Origin of the sequence: Burkholderia sp. AU27893 (genome assembly GCF_002223205.1) — a bacterium.
Taxonomy (GTDB): Bacteria; Pseudomonadota; Gammaproteobacteria; order Burkholderiales; family Burkholderiaceae; genus Burkholderia.
In genome coordinates this window covers 963,818-982,778 of record NZ_NKFD01000005.1, presented here as the reverse complement: position 1 = coordinate 982,778, position 18,961 = coordinate 963,818, and the positions used below count along the sequence as shown (strand labels likewise).

Below are 18,961 nucleotides of genomic sequence, written 5' to 3'. Positions count from 1 at the left end.
ACACGAGGAGAGCCAATTGAGCATCGCATGGGATGGAATCACGGGCGTCGGCGTGCTCGACGACGCGCAGGTCGCGAGCCGGCACGCGTTGGCCGACGCGGCGCGCAACGGCGACTGGGCGACGATGCTCGACTGCATTGCAAAGGAGCACAAGCTCGTCAACGCGACACGGCTTGGCGGGCAGTCGCTTTATACCCCGCTGCACCAGGCTGCATACAACGGTGCGCCGAAAGAAGTCGTCACCGAACTGTTGCAGCTCGGCGCATGGCGCATGCTGCGCGATGCACAGGGTGCGCGCCCGGTCGATCTAGCCGAGCAGCGCGGGCATCGGCACCTGATCGATCTGCTGACACCGCAGCCGCGACGCTTCGTGCCCGCCGAAACGCTGCGCGACATCCAGCGCCACTTCCACGAGATGATGCTCGGCCGCATCGCACACCTGCGCGTCGACGCGCTGCGCCTGCCCGAACTCGAGCCGCTGCTTGAACTCGACGCGCAGGCCGGACGCGTATGGTTCGCGGTGCCGGGCATGTATGGCGGGTTCGACTATGCACTGCACGCCGACGGCGCCGCGGCCGTACTCGTGTCGACGAGCTGGAGCCGCGTGGTCGACGGCTCGGGCCAGCGGCACGAGATCACGGCGCACGGCTGCACGCTGGTCGAAGAGGGTTTCGTGTGACGGCCTTGCGCCGTCACGTTACCGCTCAGGCGACCACCGTGGCCGCCGCCTTGACTGCCGTCGCACCGTGCGCGGCCGCCGCCCGCGCCGCCGCCGCGCCCGCCAGCCGCCGATAGCGCGCGAGCGCCCACAGCGGGAAGTACGCGGTATAGCCGTGATACTTCAGGTAGAAGATGCGCGGAAAGCCCGGCGCATTGTGCGAGCGGTGCCACCAGAAGCCGTCTTCCTGCTGGACCGACTGCAGATACGCGATGCCGCGCTTCACCGAATCGGATTCGCAGTCGCCGAACGCCATCTGCGCGAGCAGCGCCCACGCGGTGAAGTTCGACGTGCTCTCGCCGCCATTGGTGCCGCCCAGCTTCGGGTCGATGTAGCTGTCGTTCGTCTCGCCCCAGCCGCCGTCCGCATGCTGGCGCGAGCGCAGCCATTCGATCGCGCGTGCGATATACGGCTGCGACTTGTCCTCGCCGGCGAGCGCGAGGCCGGCCAGCACGCTCCACGTCCCGTAGATGTAGTTCGTGCCCCAGCGGCCCCACCAGCTGCCGTCGGGTTGCTGCGTGCGCTTCACGTAGTCGATGCAGCGCGCGACCGACTCGCGTTCGTCCGCACGTTTCGTCACGCCGAAGCACAGCAGCACGCGGCCCGACACGTCCTCGGTCGGCGGATCGAGCAGCGCGCCGTGGTCGGCGAACGGGATCGCGTTCAGGTACATGCGGTCGCAGTCGGCGTCGAATGCCGCGAAGCCGCCGTTGCGCGATTGCAGCCCGCGCATCCAGTCGAGCGCGCGCGCGACGCGCGCCGCATACGGGTTCGTGCCGTCCGCGTTGGCATGCGTGCGGCCGCGGCGATCGAGCATCGCGGTGACGACCGCCGTATCGTCGATGTCGGGGTAGTACGGGTTCGCGTACTGGAACGCCCATCCGCCCGGCTGGACCTCGGCGGGCGCGTTCTCGATCCAGTCGCCGCGCAGGTCGTTCACCTGGCGTTCGGCCAGCCAGTCGTATGCGCGTGCGATGCGTTCGTCGAGTGCGCGCCGTGCGTCGCCCGGCTCGCCGTCTTCCGCCACCGCCACGCCGCGCGCCTGCTCGAGCGCCATCGTGCTCCACGCGGTGTCCCACACCGGCGACAGGCACGGCTGGCAGTACATGCTGCCGTCCGGCCGCGTGACCAGCAGCTTCTCCAGCGCGTTGTCGCAATCGCGCCGCAGCGGATGGTCGTCCGGGTAGCCGAGCACCTGCATCATCTGGTTGGCATACACGATCGGCGGGAAAATGCCGCCGAGCCCGTCCTCGCCGTTCATGCGCTCTGCGCACCACGCCTCGGCATGACGGATCGCGCGCTGCCGCAGCCCCTTCGGCATCAGCGGCTCGACGTGGCGCACCGTGCGGTCGAGCGCGAGGAACAGCCTGCGCATGCCGCGCGCGGGCGGGAAGTACTGGCGTTCCTCGTCCGGCGGCGTGACGAACAGCTCGCGGATCGAGACGTTGCGCGGATTGCGCGCGCGCGCCTTCAGCGAGCACAGCACGAGCAGCGGCACCATCGTCGTGCGCGCCCAGTACGCGACCTTGTACATCGAGATCGGCACCCACTTCGGGAACAGCACGAACTCGATCGGCATGAACGGCGTCGCGCGCCACGGCACCTGGCCGAACGTCGCGAGCAGGATGCGCGTGAACACGTTCGCGCGGGCCGCGCCGCCGAGCTTCAGGATCGCGTCGCGCGCGCGGACCATGTGCGGCGCATGTTCGCTGTCGCCGGCCGCCTTCAGTGCGAAGTACGCCTTCACGCTGCACGACACGTCCGGATCGCCGTCGACGTACAGATCCCATGCGCCGTGCGTGTCGAGTCGCTGGATCGCGCGCAGGTAGCGCGCCATCTTCTCCTGGCGCACGTCGTCGATCTTGTCCATGAAATGCATCATCAGGATGTATTCCGCGGTGATCGTCGCGTCGGATTCAAGTTCGAAACACCAGCTGCCGTCGGGCTGCTGGAGACGCACGAGGGCGTCGCGTCCACGGGCGATCGCGGTGTCGAGCGCGGACCAGGGGGAGGGGGTGGCTGTAGTCATGCGGCGGATCATACCATCCGGCCGGAATGTTTATATCGAGACGCCGGGTGCTACCATCCGCACCATGAAAAAACACCTCGAACCCGCGCCGCACGATGCGTCCGTGCCCGTCGAACCGGCTGGAACGGCCGGTGCGCGGGCGCCTGAAGCCGCAGCGGCGCCGGCCGTCCCCACCGCCGGCGTGCGCCGGAAAAAAGCGCCGGATCAGGTGCGTGCGCAGTTGCTGGCGGCTGCATCGGAAATCGCGACACATCACGGCGTGGCCGCGTTGACGCTCGATGCAGTGGCCGAGCGGGCCGGCGTGACGAAAGGCGCGCTGCAGTATCACTTCGCGAACAAGCAGGGGCTGCTGGATGCGCTGTTCGGCCAGGCGACCGAGCGGTTCGCCGCGCAGATGGCCGCGCGGGTGGCAGCGGATGCCGAGGGCGCCGGCGCGGTGGCGCGGGCCTACATGCACGCGGTGCTCGACGAGTCGCATGCGGTCGCGAGTACCGACGTGCTGCGCGTGCTGGTCGCGTCGATGATTACCGACCAGGACACGCGCGCGCGCTGGTCGGTGCCGATGCGGGAATGGACGCGGCCCGACCCCGTGCCGCTCGAGCAGGCCGCGACGCTGATGATCTGCCGGCTCGCCGCCGACGGGCTGTGGATTTCGAAACTGCTCGACAGCCTCGAGATCTCCGCCGAATTGCGCGCGGAGATCGGGCGGCAGCTCGATGCGATGAGCCGTGGCGTGTTTCCGAAGGGGCGCGACGGGGCCGGGTGATGCGTGCTGCCGGCGTCGGACGACTGCGCCGCGAACCGGGCCAGCGCGATGGCCGTTGTCGAGGCACTGGGTGCGCATACCGAAGCGGTTGCCGACGGTAATGCGATCACGGTCCGCAATGACAGCTGCCCGGTCGGGAGCGCCGTGCGTCGCAAACGAGCCGGCGCCAGGCTGTTCATCGTCGATTGAAGCGGCAGCGGGTTCCCGCGCAGCGTCTCGTCGCCCCTTTACCGACAGAAGGCGCCCGGCGCACAATACCCGCCGGAAATCTCTTCGGAGGCTGCCCGACATGGCCAGGTTCCAGCCCGATGGATGGCACACCGTCACGCCCCGCATCGTCGTGCCGGATCCGCAAAACCTGATCGAGTTCATCCGGACGGTATTTCACGCACAGGGCGAGTACCGCCCGGGGTTGCCCGCGGAAATCAGGATCGGTGATTCCGTCGTGATGATCAGCGGGGAAGATGGCCTGCGTGAGCCGATCCCGGCATTCCTGTACGTGTATGTCGAGGATGCCGACCTGACCTATCGGCGGGCGCTCGCAGCGGGTGCGACCATGCTCGAAATCCCCGCCGACATGCCGTACGGCGACCGGCGGGCGATGGTGAAGGATCCGTGGGGGAATCGATGGCAGATCGCGACGCATCTGCGCGACCTGTCGGTTGACGAGATTCGGTCGAGGCTGACGAACGGCGGCTAGATGCCCGTTGGGGTACGTCGAAGTGATCAGGATGCCTTTCTTCCCGCCCAGGTGATCGCCGGCACGGCTTCGCACCCCCATCACGTACCGCTTCGCCCCCGCCCCTGTCGCAATCGTCCAGATCCACGTCGCGTATCGGTAAAACCTCCCTGTTCCCCCCGCCGTTAACCCGTTCGCAGCCCATGCGCCCCGTGTTGCGACACGGCGCGCGTCTTTCGTGATCCGGAATCCACATCCGCCGCTGGCCGCGCCCGGCCCGCGCAAGGGAACGTCATGCGAAAACAACTCACTATCCGTGGTGGCCTCGTCGCGACCATCGCCGGCTATACCGTGCTGCTCGTGCTGGTGGTCGGCGCGAGCATCGCGGCCCTCTATATGGGCAACGGTTCGCTCGAGGCGATGTACCGCGACGACACCGCGTCGCTGCTGCACCTGAAGACCAGCTCCGAGCGCATGCTCGTGCTGCGCGAACGCATGAGCGACGTCGCGCAGATCATCAGCGCCGGCCACTCAGCCAAGGACGAGATCGCGAAACTCCGCACGCTCCTCAAGCAGAGCAACGACGAACTGGATGCCTATGCGGGCCTGCACGCGCGCAACGCCGACGAGCAGGCGCTGTTCGACACGCTGCAGAATCGCCGTCGGGCGTTGCTCGACGGCGTGTTCCTGAAGGCGCTCTCGCAGCTCGACGGCGACGACGGCTTCGGTTTCCTCGACACGCAGCGTACCGCGCCGCCCGAGCTGTTCGCCGCCTACCAGGAGGCGATCGATGCGCTCGAAGCGTTCCAGGTCGCACGTGAAAAAGCGCGCTATGACGCGGCCGGCGTGCAGTTCCACCGGATCGTGTGGGGGATGGCGGCGGTCGCGGCCTTCGCACTCGTCGTCGGCGTCCTTGCGCAGCGCGTGCTCGCGAAGGCGATCATCGAGCCGATCAAGCTCGCGGTCGGCCAGTTCGAGAAGATCTCGACAGGCGACCTGACCGGAACGGTCGTCGTGCCCGGCGAGAACGAGATGGCCTATCTGCTGCATGCGCTGAAGCGGATGCAGGACGGCCTCGTCGTCACCGTGAACCAGGTGCGCGCGAGCACCGAGACGATCGTCGGCGACGTCCGCACGATCGCGAGCGGCAACGTCGACCTGTCGGCGCGCACCGAGCAGCAGGCCGTCTCGCTGCAACAGGCGGCGGCGAGCGTCGAGCAGCTGACGGCAGCCGTGCGCCAGAACGCGGACAACGCGCGCGATGCGCGTACCTATGTCGAAGGCGCGGCCGGCATCGCGTCGCGCGGCGGCGAGGCGATGCAGCGCGTGGTCGAGACGATGTCGGCGATTTCGCTCAGCTCCACGCGGATCTCCGGGATCGTCGGCGTGATCGAAAGCATCGCATTCCAGACCAACATCCTTGCATTGAATGCTGCCGTCGAAGCCGCGCGCGCCGGCGAGCAGGGGCGCGGCTTCGCGGTCGTCGCGACGGAAGTTCGCGGGCTCGCGCAGCGCTGCGCGTCGGCGGCGAAGGAGATCCGCGAATTGATCGGCCATTCCGCGCAGCGCGTCGAAGACGGCAGCGGCCTCGTCGCGCTGGCCGGTTCGGCGATGGCCGAGCTCGTCGCGGCGGTCGAGCGCGTCAACATGATCATGAGCGAAACCGGCCAGGCGTTCGAGGAGCAAGCGTCGGGCATCGAGCAGGTGAACGCCGCGGTCATCCAGATGGAGCAGACGATGCAGCGCAATGCCGCGCTGGTCGAGGAGGCCGCGGCCGCCGCGCTGTCGCTCGACGAACAGGGCTCGCGGCTGAGTGCGGCGGTTGCGCAGTTCCGTCTGCGTGACGAAGCCCTCGCCTGATGCGCCGATGCCGGTGGCGGTGCTGGATCGTCGGGTCGGACGGATGGTCGACGCGGTGCATCGGCGTCGACGCGGCACATTTCCGGTGCGGACGTCTTGACTGCAGAAGTCGACGCGATCCATGCACCGGCACGGTGAAGCATGACGATCGGAGACGATTGCCGAACGCGATGCGATGGGGTCTGCGTTCAGGGCCCACGAGGCAGCACCGCGTCGCCGCAATCCTTGCCGGTCAAGGCGGACGGGGAATTTCACCAACGTTCTCCACAGGGTTATGCACGGAAATTGTGGATAACTCGAGGGGATGAACGACAGCCGAAAATTGCCGAGCGCGTGTGCCGCAATGCGACATCACTTCCTGCGAATTGCTTTGCTGGATTGATCGTTTCGTGGCAATCGGGGAAGGGAATAGCATGAAGCTCCCTCTCGATTGGCCGCGGTATGCGCGGCCGGTCATTGCGACCGTATCGGCCCGACATGACGACACTGAACGACTATCTCGAACAAAAGCGCGACGCGTGGCTCGCGAAAAAAGAAGCTGCCCGCAACAATCCCGAACTCAAGGCGACCCCGCTGAAAGCGACCGTGCGCGCGTTGGGCCGCAGTGGCGTGCGGGAGATCCGCATTCGCGACTTCCAGGTGATCAGCGACAGCCCGCCCGACTTCGCGGGCTACAACCTCGGGCCGGCGTCGCCGGAGCTGCAGCTCGGCGTGCTCGGCAGTTGCCTGACGCACATCACGCTGATCCAGGCCGCGGAGCGCGGCCTGAAAATCGACTCGATCGAGGTCGAGGTGACCGGCGACCAGCATCCGCTCGCGCAGCAGCCGGGGTTCGAGCATGTGCCGGTGTTTCCGCACAACATCCGCTATACGCTCGATATCGTGTCGCCCGAACCGCCGGAGACGATTCGTGCGTTGCATCAGGCGGTCGAGGCCATCTGCCCGATCTTCAACCTGCTGAGACTGCCGCAGACGATCGACGGCGAGGTGAGGCATACGCAAGGTTGAAGTGCGCCGGTGGATTGCATCATGTCACCTCGCTGAGAGGTGAGCAGGCGCGCGATACCTCGCGCACCCTGGCGGCGCTCCTATACGACTGCGATCCTGCCGCACCGGTATTCGATGACGGATGCGTCGTTCCGGTGCAGAGCGCGTGCCGAATCGGGGCCGGGCGACGCCGGTCGTGAATCGGCCGTCGCGAAGTCAGGCTTCGGAGGACTGAAGGTCGCGCGTTCGGCGCGTCGTCTCGTCGGCACGATCCTGAAGCTGTTGGAACGCGTCCAGCAGCCGCGCGCGCAGCACGGCCAGCGTCGGGTCGCGCCGATCGCGCGGCCGGGCGACCCCGACGTGGATCTCGTCGTCGATGCGGCCCGGATTGGGCGCGAGCATCAGCACGCGATCGCCGAGATACAGCGCTTCATCCAGATCGTGCGTGACGACGATCGCGGCCGTCCGGTGCCGCGCGACGACATCGAGCAGCAGCGTCTGCAGCCGCATCCGGGTGATCGCATCGACCGCGCTGAACGGTTCGTCGAGCAGCAGCAGGTCGGGCTCGCCGAACAGCCCGCGCGCGATCGCCGCGCGCTGCGCCATCCCGCCCGACAACGTGGCCGGCAGTTGCCGGGCGACCCCGGCCAGGCCGACTTCGTCGAGCAGCCGTGCGACGGCCGGCTCGCGCCCGCCGCGCGGGCCGGCCGCAAAGCCGACGTTGTCCGCGATTGACAGCCACGGCAGCAGCCGCGGCTCCTGGAAGATCACGCCGGCGCGCGGGGACGGGCCGTCGAGTGCGACGCCGCCCAGCTTCACACTGCCGCGGTAATCGGTGTCGAGGCCGGCGACGATTCGCAGCAGCGTGCTCTTGCCGCAACCGCTCGGACCGACCACGCAGACGATTTCGCCGCGCGCGACCTGCAGCGGGACGTCGGCGAGGATCGTGCGATCGCCGTAAAGCTTGCGGGTGATGCGCACGTCGAGCAGCGGAGTCGCGGAGCGCGCCGCCGTGGGTACGGAAGAACGGGTGCTCATAGCGACCCCGTACGTGGCGTGGTGTCGAATGCGTCGCGCCAGCCGAGCCAGCGCGACTCGATGCGCGCCATCGCGCCGTCGGTCAGCTTGCCGAGCAGCGCCAGCAACAGGATCGCCCCGAACACGAGATCCGGGCGCCCCGTTTCGCGGCCGTCGCTCAACAGGAAGCCGAGCCCGCGCGTGGCCGCGATCAACTCCGCGGCGACCATGAACATCCACGCGAGACTGAGGCCGGTGCGCAAGCCGGTGACGATCTGCGGCAGCGCGGCCGGCAGCAGGATGCGGCGGAACAGCGCGAACGGGCCGAGCCGGTACACCGCGCCGAGTTCGACGAGCTTGCGGTCGACGTCGCGAATGCCGGCGACCACCGCGAGGTGGACCGGGAAGAACGCGCCGATGGCGATCAGCGTGATCTTCGGTGCTTCGTCGATGCCGAGCCACAGCAGCAACACCGGCACCCACGCGAGCGACGGAATCGCGCGCAGCGCCTGGAACGTCGGTTCGAACAGCGCGTCGATCCGGCGGCTCAGGCCCATCGCCGCGCCGACGACGAGCGCGAGTCCCGCGCCCGCCGCAAATCCCGCCGCGACCCGCAGCGTACTCGCGCCGACATGGCGCGCCACGCGTGTGACGCCGAGGCGGGCGAGCGTGTCGAGAATCTCGCTCGGTGCGGGGACAAGATGATTCGGCAGCCAGCCCTGCCGCACGACGACCTCCAGCAACGCGAGCGCCGCGAACGGCAGCGCGAGGCCCGCGATCCGCCACCGGCGAAGCGGATCGCGCCGGCCGGCGGTTGGCGAAGCGGGGCGGCGGGGCGCGAGCGTGTCGTCGCGGGCGGCGGTGTCGGTCATGGGCGGCAGCTCAGCGCGATGCGTCGACGAGCGGGCGCGCAAACGACGGATCGATCAGCGTATCGACGATCTTCGCGGGATCGACGCCGGGCTTGGTCAGCTGTTCGGCCGTCAACACGGGGGCGGCCGCCTTCAGCGCCGCGCGCTGGGTGTCGCCCGGAACGGGATCGCTGAAGTCGTTGCGCTGCAGCTGCAGCTTCGCCACCGGCAGCGACACCTTCGATTCGTCGGCGACGATCTGCGCGGTGTCGGCCGGATGCGCGAAGATCCACTGGCGCGCGCGATCGTAGACCTTCAGCACGCGCGTGACCGCCTGCGGGTACTGGCTGGCGAACGCGTCGCGGACGTTCAGGAACCCATAGGTGTTGAACGCGACATTGCGATAGAGCAGGCGCGCGCCGTCGTCGAGCTGCGCCGCGGCCATGTGCGGATCGAGGCCGGCCCACGCATCGACCTGGCCGTTCGCGAGCGCGGTGCGCCCGTCCGGATGCTGCAGGTTGACGATTTCGACGTCGTCGCGGGTCAGGCCGACCGTGTGCAGCGCGCGTAGCGTGAACAGGAACGGATCGGTGCCGCGCGTCGCGGCGATCTTCTTGCCCTTCAGGTCCGCGAGCGAGCGGATCGGCGAATCCTTGCGGACCACCAGCGCGGTCCACTCGGGGCGGGAGAACACGTAGACCGTATGGATCGGGTTGCCGTTCGCGCGCGCGAGCACCGACGCGAGGCCCGCGGCGGACCCGAAATCGACCGCACCGCTGTTCAGGTATTCGAGCGCACGATTGCTGCCGAGGCTCAGCACCCAGCGAATCGACGTGCGGTCGGCCTTGAATTCGTCCTCGAGCCAGCCGAAGTGGCGGATCACCAGGCTCTCCGGCGAGTAGTACGCATAGTCGACGCGGATCTCCGCGGGCGTCGCGGCGCGTGCATGCACCGAAACGAGGCTGGCGAACGCGGCAACGACGAGGGCCGCGGATTGCCACGCGCGGGACCAGGACAGCTTCATCGGGGATTCTCCGGAAGGGCGGCAAGGTGCCGCGAACAGGCAGGGTGACCGGTCAATGTAGCGAAGCATCGGCGCTCCGTGAACGAAGAAATCCGCGATTGAACATGCACGCTGCTGCTAAGCGTGGACGGCGAGCAACTTTATGACGCGGGCCGATTAATTTATCGATTTATATCGCTTGGGATAACGGAATCGGGAGAACAGAATGCGTGCTGCCGGAACGTGATGGCGTCGCGTGGTGGGAAGCGCTCGGCTGCCTGGGTTCTCTGCGGGCCGCGATTGAATACGCCCGACTTCCGGCTCCATGCGGACCTCGCCGGTCATGCGGCGAAAAACTAAGGAATGCGATGAGTTCGATCGATCTGAACGCCGTGACACCGGTATCCTCGCCCATTCGCTCGGCAAGCGACGTCGCGCGGCTGATCAACACGGTGGACAGCTCGGTCAGCCATGCCCGGATGATCGTGCTGCTGGCGCTGGGCGGCGTGTTTCTCGATGCGTACGACCTGACGACGTTGTCCTACGGGATCGACGACGTGGCGCGCGAGTTCGGCCTGACGCCGGCGCTGACCGGGCTGGTCGGGTCGGCGATCATGATCGGCACGATCTTCGGCAGCCTGATCGGCGGATGGCTGACCGACAAGATCGGCCGCTATCAGGTGTTCATGGCCGACATGCTGTTTTTCGTGGTCGCGGCAATCGCGGCCGGGCTGGCGCCGAACGTCTGGGTGCTGATCGGCGCGCGCTTCGTGATGGGGCTCGGTGTCGGCATCGACCTGCCCGTCGCGATGGCGTTTCTCGCGGAATTCTCGAAGTTCAATGGGCGCGGCAACAAGGCGTCGCGGCTCGCGGCGTGGTGCCCGATGTGGTACGTGGCGTCGTCGGTCTGCTTCCTGCTGATCTTCGGGCTGTATTTCCTGTTGCCCGCCGAGCATGCGGGGTGGCTGTGGCGCGCGTCGCTGATCTTCGGCGCGGTGCCCGCCCTGATCATCATTCTGTTCAGGAACCGGTTCATGAACGAATCGCCGCTGTGGGCCGCGAACCAGGGCGACCTGGTCAACGCCGCGCGGATTCTGCGCGAGTCGTACGGGATTCATGCGCACGAAGCGGAAGATGCCCGGCGCGCACCGAGCCAGCCGCCCGTGCGCATTCGCGTGCTGTTCCAGCGCCCGTACCTGGGGCGCACGATCGTCGCCAGCGTGATGAACCTGTGCATCCCGTTCGAATACACGGCGATCGCGTTCTTCCTGCCGTCGATCCTGTCGCAGTTTCTCGGCGCGGGCGTGTTCGAAACGATCGCGGCGTCGCTGGCGCTGAATGTGCTGTTTGCGTTCACCGGCGGCTTGCTGGGCATGCGTCTCGCCCATCGCCATGCGTCGCGCCATGTCGCGATCGCGGGCTTCGCGCTCCAGTTCGTCGCGCTCGTGGCGCTCGCGCTGGCAGGGCATCCGCATGGCGCAGTCGCGATCGGCTTCGTGCTGCTGATGCTCGGCACCTGGCTGTTCGCCGAAGGGTTCGGGCCCGGCGCGCAGATGATGATCTATCCGACGCTGTCGTATCCGGCGGCGATCCGCGGCACCGGCGTCGGTTTCGGGCGTTCGCTGTGCGGCATCGGCCAGGCGCTCGCGCTGTTCGTGCTGCCGATCCTGCAGGCGCGGCTCGGCACGGACATGTTCTGGGTGGTCGCGATCAGCGCCGCCACGCCGATCGTGTTCCTGTTGATCGTGCGTTACGAGCCGACGGCGCGGGATATCGATGACGAGGAGGGCATTGCCTGAACGCAACCGGGCGCGCAACCACCGGTATCCCGTGTTCCGGTATCGGAACACGTGGATCGCGACGCCACGCCATCTGTTCATGCCACCGGTAACGCGCGAAGGATCTGATCGACGCATTGCTCGACGGACTTGAACGCTGTATCGATCTGCAGGTGCGGTCGGTCCCACGCGGCGTAATCGCGATCAACGACTTCCTGCCAGGTGGGCAACACGAGCCCTGCAATGGTGGACTGCCGTGTTTCGACACGCTGTCGATGCTGCTGCCGATCGGAACATACGATCTCGATTTCGAACTCGGGAACACCGATGCGCGCCGCGATGTTCCTGAATGCGTTTCGCGTCACCTCGAGCGGGTTGACGGAATCTGCGACGACGGTGGTTCCGATCGCCAGATTATCGGCCGCCACGCTGTAGCAGACCGCATAGCCGGCGCCGCCCATTTCAGCGCCCTCGTCCAGAACGCCCGAAGTCCGAATCGCTTGCTCGATGGAGTCGACGCGAAGATAGACCGCTCCCAGGCGAACGGCAAGTCGGCTCGCAAGCGTACTCTTCCCGGTGCCGGGCAAGCCGCTGAAAGTGATCAACATGAGCTTGCCCTTTCTTGTCGACGTGCGTGGGTCCACGCCGACTTCCCGGTCAATGCCGTCGTTTTGCATCCGGCCTCAAATGCACGCCGGAGGGAGGAGGGCGCTCGCACGCGCGGCGTGTCGGGCGAGCGTCGTGGTGCACGGGGCACCCGGGCGTCGTGAAGCCGGCCCGCACGCTGGCCGACGAGGCGTCACATTGAAGTCACCCTCAGGCAGCCACCCGCTCCGCATCGCGCTTGACCTGCTCGATGTCGCGATACTGCGCGGCCGGATGTTCGTCCGGCAGCCGCGCCGACCCGCCGAACAGTTTCTCGCGCAGCGTGCCCGGCGCATAGCCGGTCGGATACACGCCGCGCCGCTGCAGTTCGGGGACGAGATAACGCACGACGTCCTCGAAGGTTTCGTGCGCCACCGCATACGCGAGGTTGAAGCCGTCCACGTCGGTGGCGGCGACCCATTCCTGCAGGATGTCCGCGACGGTTTGCGCCGACCCGACGAACACCGGCCCCAGGCCGCCGATGCCGCCCCAGGCTGCCAGTTCCTCGATCGTCCACGCGGTGTCACCGCCCGCGAGGTGCTCGACCGCCGACACGATCGCGTTCGTTTCGACGCGTCGGACGGGATCGTTCGGCGCGTACTGGCCGAAGTCGATGCCGGTCCAGCCGGACATGAACACCAGCGAGCCGTCGTACGACACATACTTGCGATACTCGTCGAACTTGGCCTGCGCCTTCTCGTCGGTTTCGTCGACGATCACGGTGACGAGGTTGTAGATCAGGACCTTGCTCGCATCGCGCCCGGCGGCCGTGGCCTGCGCGCGCACGTCGGCCACGTAGCGCGCGAGCTGCGGGCGGGTCGGCGCGGCGACGAACACGCATTCCGCGTGCTGCGCGGCGAACGCCTTGCCGGGGCCGGACGCGCCGGCCTGGAACAGCACCGGCGTGCGCTGCGGCGACGGCTCGCACAGGTGGTAGCCGGGCACGTCGAAGAAGCGGCCCTTGTGGCCGATCTCGTGCACCTTCTCCGGATGCGTGAACACGCGGCCGTCGCGATCGCGCACGACGGCGCCGTCTTCCCAGCTGCCTTCGAACAGCTTGTACAGCACCTCGACGTATTCGGCCGCGACCGCATAGCGGTCGTCGTGCGTGCGCAGGCCGTTGTCGCCGACGTTCTTCGCGCCGCTTTCAAGGTAGGACGTGACGATATTCCACGCGAGCCGGCCCTTCGTGTGATGGTCGGCGGTCGACAGCCGGCGCGCGAACGTGTACGGGTGCTCGAACGTCGTCGACGCGGTGATGCCGATGCCGAGATGTTCGGTCGCCATCGCGATCGGCGCGGCGAGCTGCAGCGGATCGTTGACCGGGATTTGCGCGGCCTGGTGCAGCGCGTGGTAATTGCTGCCCTTGTAGACGTCGTAGTAGCCGATTACGTCCGCGATGAAGATCGCGTCGAAAATCCCGCGTTCGAGCACGCGGGCGAGGTCGGTCCAGTAGTCGAGATCCTTGTATTGCCACGACCGGTCGCGCGGATGGGCCCACAGCCCGGGCGACTGGTGGCCGACACAGTTCATCTCGAACGCATTGAAGCGGATGGTCTTGCTCATTGGGCGGCTCCTGTTTCTGCATGCGTGCTCGCGTCCGTACCCGCCCCCGGGCCGTTGCCGATCTGCCAGACGAACGGCGGCGTGCGCCCGTTGATGACCCAGTCGCCGACGATCCGCGCCTTATAGACGAGCGGATTGTGCGACGACACGGTGCGCGCGTTGCGCCAGTGACGATCGAGCGCCGTCGTGCTGCGGGTCGCCGACGCGCCGAGCGCATCGAACAGGCGCGTCGCCGCGCGCAGCACGAGGTCCGACACGACGAGCTGGCTTTGCGCGGATTCGATCTCGGCCGCGACGTTCGCATCGTGCTCGGCCGCCTCGTCGCCATCGAAGTGCGCTTCGTAGGCCCGTTGCAGCGGCTGCGCGGCGCGCAGCGCGAGCGCGTCGGCCGCATAGGCCCACGACGCGATCTCGCCGATCACCTGTTGCAGCTGCGCGTCGTCGGCCGCGCGCGGGGCGTTGCCGTGGCTGTACACGCGGGTGCGGCGGCGCACCAGGTCGCCCGCGTCGCGCACGATCGCGTGGCCGATGCCGGCCAGCGTCGCGACGTGGAAGAGCTGGTAGAACGCCGTCTGGTACTTGAAGCGTCGCGCGAAGTCGATCACGTCCCGTGCGTCGACCGCCGCGTCTTCGAAGCGCGTGGTGCCGCTGCCGGTCGTCGTCTGGCCGAAGCCGTCCCAGTCGTCTTCGCGGATCACGCCGGGCTGCGCGGTCGAGACGGCGACGATCACGTCGCGGCCGTCGTCCGCGCGTTGCGCGAACACGTCGATCCAGTCGGCGAACAGGCTGCCGGTGCTGTAGAACTTCCGGCCGTTCAGCACGAGCCGGCCATTCTTTTCGGATACCTTCGTGATGGTCTGGCCGAGCGCCACGTCGCCGGTTTCCGTCCATGCATTGCCGACGAGCTGGCCGCTCGCGAAGCGGTCGAACCAGATCTGGCGATCGGCGCCGGGCGGCGCGTTCAGCCAGTCCTCGACGAATGCGAAGTGCCCGCGCAATGCCTGCGGCAGATTGGAATCGGCAGTCGCGAGTTCGGTCAGCAGCCGGAACAGCTGCGGCAGGGACGCGCCGGCGCCGCCATCGCGCACCGGCAGCCGCACGGCGCCGAAACCGGCGGCCTTCAGCCAGCCGATCGCCTCGTGCGGCAGCTCGCGGCGGCGTTCGCGTTCCGCGGTGCCGGCCGCGATGCGTTCGAAGATGGGCCTGAAGCGGCTGGCAAGCGCGTCATAGTCGGTGCCGGTGGAAAGTTCGGTTGCTGGGGGAGACGAAGTCATGCGGTGATCCTTGAAAGGCAGGGCCGTCGATGCCGGCAGGCTAGGGCCTGTTCACGCTAATAACGGGCTTGCGCTGGCCACCAGAAGGGCCGAGCGCGAGGATTGCGACGAAGCGAATACTCAACGTATTCGCGAGGAGCATGACGCGGCGATCGGCCCTTCTGGTGGCCAGCCCCACGAATGAATTTTTCCGAACAGGGGAACGCGCCTTGCCGGCCGTATTGCGGCGTCGATCGTCGCTTGTTTGGCTCGGCCAAACGGCGCTCCTCACTCCTTGCACTACGTCCGGCAAGGTGCGTTCGCAAGCCCGTTATTAGCGTGAACAGGCCCTAGTATAGGAAGCCGGCTTCGGACGATCCAATAACGGATTCATACATCGTTATCGTCAGCGGGCATTACGCGGGCGAGGCGGCGTGGCGTCGATGCCAGGGCGTCGATATCGTCGCTGACGCGCGGTTTGTTGCAGCCCGCACACCGTATCGTTTGTCATGCGAAGGAATATCGTTGTGCGAATCGCTCGGTTTGCCGGCGTGCGGGGCGCTGCTAGATTGAATGCTTCCGTCAATCAGCAGGAGAGCCCGATGTCAGAGACGAGCGCCACGATCCAGGAACGGCCGGTCGAAACGCAACCGCAAGCGGCGCACGTGATCGCCGACGACGCGCAGGCCATCGCGGCCGCGCATGCGCTTGCGAAGCGGCTTGCGGAAGGGGCGGCCGAGCGCGACCGGGAGCGCCGGCTGCCGCGTGACGAGATCGAATGGTTCTCGCAGTCGGGACTGTGGGCCATCACCGTGCCGAAGGCATACGGCGGCGCGGGCGTGTCGCACGTGACGCTGACGGAGGTGGTGAAGATCGTCGCGGCGGCCGATCCGTCGCTCGGGCAGTTGCCGCAGAATCATTTCGGGCTGGTCGACGTGATCGCGCTGACCGGCACCGACGCGCAGAAGCGTCACCTGTTCTCGGAAGTGCTGAGCGGCAAGCGGTTCGGCAACGGCTTTTCCGAAAAGGGCACGAAGCACGTCCTCGACCTGAAGACACGCGTGCGGCGGGACGGCGACGATTACGTCGTCGACGGCACCAAGTTCTATTCAACCGGCGCGCTGTTCGCGCACTACGTGCCGGTGCTCGGCCTCGACGACACGGGCCACGCGTGGCTCGCGTACATTCGCCAGCCCGCGCCGGGGCTGACCGTGATCGATGACTGGTCGGGGTTCGGGCAACGGACCACCGCGAGCGGCACCGTCGTGCTCGACAACGTGCGCGTGCCGGCGTCGCATGTACTGCCGGCGCAGCGCGTGTCGGATCTGCCGACGCTGAACGGCCCGCTGTCGCAGATCATCCAGGCCGCGATCGACGCGGGCATCGCGAAGGCCGCGATCGACGATACGCTGGCGTTCGTGCGCTCGCGCACGCGGCCGTGGGTCGACAGCGGCGTCGAGCGGGCGGCCGACGATCCGCTGACGATTCGCGAGGTCGGCCATCTGCACATCCAGCTGCATGCGGCGGAGGCGCTGCTCGAGCGCGCGGCGCGTACGCTCGACGAAATCGCGGCGCGCGGCGACGTGACCGAGGACGATGTCGCGCGTGCATCGGTGGCGGCGGGCGAGGCGAAGGTGCTGACGACGGAGATCGCGCTGCTCGCGGGCGAGAAGCTGTTCGAGCTGGCCGGCACGCAGTCGACGCTGGCCGAGCACAACCTCGACCGGCACTGGCGCAATGCACGCACGCATACGCTGCACGATCCGGTGCGCTGGAAATATCACCTCGTCGGCAACTACTACCTGAACGGTGTGCGGCCGGCGCGCCATGCGTGGAATTGAACGCGTGACGATCGTGGTGACATGGCCCGGTGACGGGTGAGTGCGTCACCGCGGTCGAACGCATCCGCGTGTTCACGATCGAAACCGGCAATGCTTGCGTCGAAACTCGATTGCCGGGTATCGGGCAGATGAATGCTGCATGGAGGGCGTCATTGCCCCGGCGCGGCGACACCACGAAGCAGCCGTATCGGCTGCATGAGCGGGCTTACCGAGGCGATTCCGGCAACGTGTAGTCGAAGCGGTACGAATGCAGGCCGTTGTCGATGGAGATGATCATCGAGCCGGCGAGCCCCAGCAATTCTCCGGTGCCGGAATCGGGCACGACGGTGATCGACTGCTGCGGCTGCCCGCGGGTCATGGTGGAGCTGTGCTGCAGGACGAAACTGCCGTGGCGGCCGCCCAGCGCACCTTGCACGGTTTTCATCGCCACATAGCCGGCGGAGCCCTGGACGCTGCTTCGAAACGCGAGCATCTCTCCGTGGCTGACGGCTTCCAGGTCGCCGTGATACTGCTTGTCCAGCGACATGCGGCCGAGCCCGGTCTGTTCCGCGACGGCGCTCAGGGATTCCGGATTCAGCTTCACTTCAAACGGACCATTGGCCAGCAGTGTCATTGCAGCGCTCCTCGTCGAATTGGCAACCCGCACTATAAGTCAAGCGGGCTCCACCGGAGGTAACGGTTTGCCTGACAGGCCGGAATCGACGGCGGGTTGGATTGCGGATCGTATGCCGCGCGGCGCTTGCGGCGATGTCGCGGGCCGGATGGGCAGCGCGTTGGTTGACCCGGCCGATCCGCACGCATCGGCACGAGCGCTCGACGACACGCGACACGCGATTCGCGATCGATCACTTCCGCACGAAACTGCTGCGGCTTTCAACCGGGTTTCAGACCGTCACCGGTACGCGTCTGGCGATCATCCGCCGTGATCGATTGCCACGCTTTCTCGACGCGTTTTCCGACGAAATCTGACTGTGCCGATGCGGCCTTCAGATCCCGACGTCGTCTGATGCGCACGGCTCGATGCGGATGACGGTCGCGGTACGACAGTAGAGCAGGATCCCGAAGCCGGTCGACGGATTCAGGTCGATCTGGATGCGGCCATCGTCGCAGTGAGAAAACCGCAGATCGTAAATCCACGACGGGAGCGCGACATTTTCCGTCGCGAACTCGGTTCCCTCTACGTCCTCGAACAGGAACGTAATCCGGCAAGGCGTTTGCGGCCCCTTCCATGCCGGATGGTCTTGCCCGGCATGACGGATCGTGAGTTCCATATCCGTTTGCCATCCACCGTTCACGTTGACCCGACGCAGCGTGATGGCCAGCACCCCGGCATCGTGAAATTTCGGCCAGTAGCCGTAGATGCTGCGTATCAACCACGCGTGCCCGACCGCGCTCTCGTCCGTCTCCTTGCGGTTTCTGTATTGATCCGATTCCCACGACTCGGGCAAGTCCTCCACCATCGCTTCGAGCTGCTTGACCAGGTACCGTTCCGCTTCTTCGAGCGAGCCCCGGAAATCGAGCGTGGTCGCCGCGCAGCCGATGCGGCCGTGGTGTGCCGCCTGCACGATCTCGTAGCCGACGGTGATCGCGCCATCGCTCTGCGGGCTCAGGTAGTAGCCGATGTCATAAGTCAGCCGGCGCGCGTTCTGCCGAACGTAGTGGAGCGTGTTGGGGTAGTTCGACTGAAGCGGCATGCTGTTCTCTCGGTATGGTTGGCTAGCAGTCCATGGGCGCCGTGCTTGCGACAGGCGCGGCACGCGCGCTCGCGGTGGCCGATCCCCGGCCTGCCGGCCTGCTCGATCGAGCGGCGATGCCGGAACTGTCGGCGCTCTGCCGGCGGCTGTCAATCGTCCCTCGAGGGACGGAGGCGGAAAGGGTCGGGGTCGAGGGGAAGCGTGATGATCGACCGGCGTGGCCGGCAATACCACCTTGAAAAGCGCGACGTCAAACGTGACGAAGACTCAACGG

At 67.1% G+C, this 18,961-nt stretch carries 16 protein-coding genes; 7 read left to right on the top strand and 9 right to left on the bottom strand.

The window, feature by feature from the left end; genetic code table 11:
* Positions 1-16 precede the first annotated feature (16 nt).
* Complete coding sequence (locus CFB47_RS36615) at positions 17-679, top strand: ankyrin repeat domain-containing protein (protein ID WP_089464166.1); 663 nt, start codon at positions 17-19, stop codon at positions 677-679.
* Between the two features lie 25 nt (positions 680-704).
* Here CFB47_RS36615 and shc read toward each other — a convergent pair whose 3' ends face one another.
* Entirely contained in the window at positions 705-2,759 is a 2,055-nt protein-coding gene (shc, locus tag CFB47_RS36610) for a squalene--hopene cyclase (protein ID WP_089464165.1), read from the bottom strand.
* A gap of 52 nt (positions 2,760-2,811) precedes the next feature.
* On the opposite strand from shc, the gene CFB47_RS36605 reads away from it, so the two are divergent.
* From CFB47_RS36605 to CFB47_RS36585, 4 genes are all read left to right on the top strand, one after another.
* Positions 2,812-3,513, top strand: a complete 702-nt coding sequence (locus CFB47_RS36605; protein ID WP_089459577.1) for a TetR/AcrR family transcriptional regulator — start codon at positions 2,812-2,814, stop codon at positions 3,511-3,513.
* Positions 3,514-3,802: 289 nt separating this feature from the next.
* Positions 3,803-4,213, top strand: coding sequence for a VOC family protein (locus CFB47_RS36595; RefSeq protein WP_089464163.1), 411 nt, complete (start codon positions 3,803-3,805; stop codon positions 4,211-4,213).
* A 273-nt stretch (positions 4,214-4,486) separates the two neighbouring features.
* A complete protein-coding gene (locus tag CFB47_RS36590) occupies positions 4,487-6,052 on the top strand; it encodes a methyl-accepting chemotaxis protein (RefSeq protein ID WP_089464162.1) in 1,566 nt (521 codons plus the stop codon).
* Between the two features lie 477 nt (positions 6,053-6,529).
* Positions 6,530-7,060, top strand: a complete 531-nt coding sequence (locus CFB47_RS36585) for an OsmC family protein (protein WP_089459574.1) — start codon at positions 6,530-6,532, stop codon at positions 7,058-7,060.
* A gap of 195 nt (positions 7,061-7,255) precedes the next feature.
* Here CFB47_RS36585 and CFB47_RS36580 read toward each other — a convergent pair whose 3' ends face one another.
* The 3 genes from CFB47_RS36580 to CFB47_RS36570 are packed head-to-tail and all read right to left on the bottom strand — an operon-like array spanning position 7,256 to position 9,931.
* A complete protein-coding gene (locus CFB47_RS36580) occupies positions 7,256-8,077 on the bottom strand; it encodes an ABC transporter ATP-binding protein (RefSeq protein ID WP_089459573.1) in 822 nt (273 codons plus the stop codon).
* Complete coding sequence (locus CFB47_RS36575; RefSeq protein WP_179259043.1) at positions 8,074-8,928, bottom strand: ABC transporter permease; 855 nt, start codon at positions 8,926-8,928, stop codon at positions 8,074-8,076. Before CFB47_RS36575 ends, CFB47_RS36580 begins: the two co-directional genes overlap by 4 nt.
* A gap of 10 nt (positions 8,929-8,938) precedes the next feature.
* On the bottom strand, positions 8,939-9,931 hold the full coding sequence (locus tag CFB47_RS36570) for an aliphatic sulfonate ABC transporter substrate-binding protein (protein WP_089464161.1): 993 nt from the start codon (positions 9,929-9,931) through the stop codon (positions 8,939-8,941).
* 347 nt (positions 9,932-10,278) lie between these two features.
* On the opposite strand from CFB47_RS36570, the gene CFB47_RS36565 reads away from it, so the two are divergent.
* Entirely contained in the window at positions 10,279-11,709 is a 1,431-nt protein-coding gene (locus CFB47_RS36565; RefSeq protein WP_089464160.1) for an MFS transporter, read from the top strand.
* Positions 11,710-11,786: 77 nt separating this feature from the next.
* Here the strand turns inward: CFB47_RS36565 and CFB47_RS36560 are convergent, their stop codons facing one another.
* The 3 genes from CFB47_RS36560 to CFB47_RS36550 all read right to left on the bottom strand — a co-directional run bounded on the left by CFB47_RS36560 (position 11,787) and on the right by CFB47_RS36550 (position 15,173).
* A complete protein-coding gene (locus CFB47_RS36560) occupies positions 11,787-12,365 on the bottom strand; it encodes an AAA family ATPase (RefSeq protein ID WP_256946840.1) in 579 nt (192 codons plus the stop codon).
* A 139-nt stretch (positions 12,366-12,504) separates the two neighbouring features.
* Positions 12,505-13,899 carry an LLM class flavin-dependent oxidoreductase gene (locus CFB47_RS36555; protein WP_089444469.1) on the bottom strand — a complete coding sequence of 465 codons (1,395 nt, stop codon included), beginning with the start codon at positions 13,897-13,899 and terminating at the stop codon, positions 12,505-12,507.
* Positions 13,896-15,173 carry an acyl-CoA dehydrogenase family protein gene (locus CFB47_RS36550; RefSeq protein WP_089464159.1) on the bottom strand — a complete coding sequence of 426 codons (1,278 nt, stop codon included), beginning with the start codon at positions 15,171-15,173 and terminating at the stop codon, positions 13,896-13,898. Before CFB47_RS36550 ends, CFB47_RS36555 begins: the two co-directional genes overlap by 4 nt.
* A gap of 581 nt (positions 15,174-15,754) precedes the next feature.
* Here CFB47_RS36550 and CFB47_RS36540 point away from each other — a divergent pair.
* Positions 15,755-16,993 carry an SfnB family sulfur acquisition oxidoreductase gene (locus CFB47_RS36540; RefSeq protein ID WP_089464326.1) on the top strand — a complete coding sequence of 413 codons (1,239 nt, stop codon included), beginning with the start codon at positions 15,755-15,757 and terminating at the stop codon, positions 16,991-16,993.
* 205 nt (positions 16,994-17,198) lie between these two features.
* Here CFB47_RS36540 and CFB47_RS36535 read toward each other — a convergent pair whose 3' ends face one another.
* Together CFB47_RS36535 and CFB47_RS36525 are read right to left on the bottom strand one after the other, a co-directional pair.
* A complete protein-coding gene (locus CFB47_RS36535) occupies positions 17,199-17,606 on the bottom strand; it encodes a DUF3224 domain-containing protein (protein WP_089464158.1) in 408 nt (135 codons plus the stop codon).
* Positions 17,607-17,979: 373 nt separating this feature from the next.
* The gene (locus CFB47_RS36525) at positions 17,980-18,687 is read right to left on the bottom strand and encodes an Imm50 family immunity protein (protein WP_089464157.1); all 708 of its coding nucleotides are present in this window, start codon (positions 18,685-18,687) and stop codon (positions 17,980-17,982) included.
* Positions 18,688-18,961: the final 274 nt, after the last annotated feature.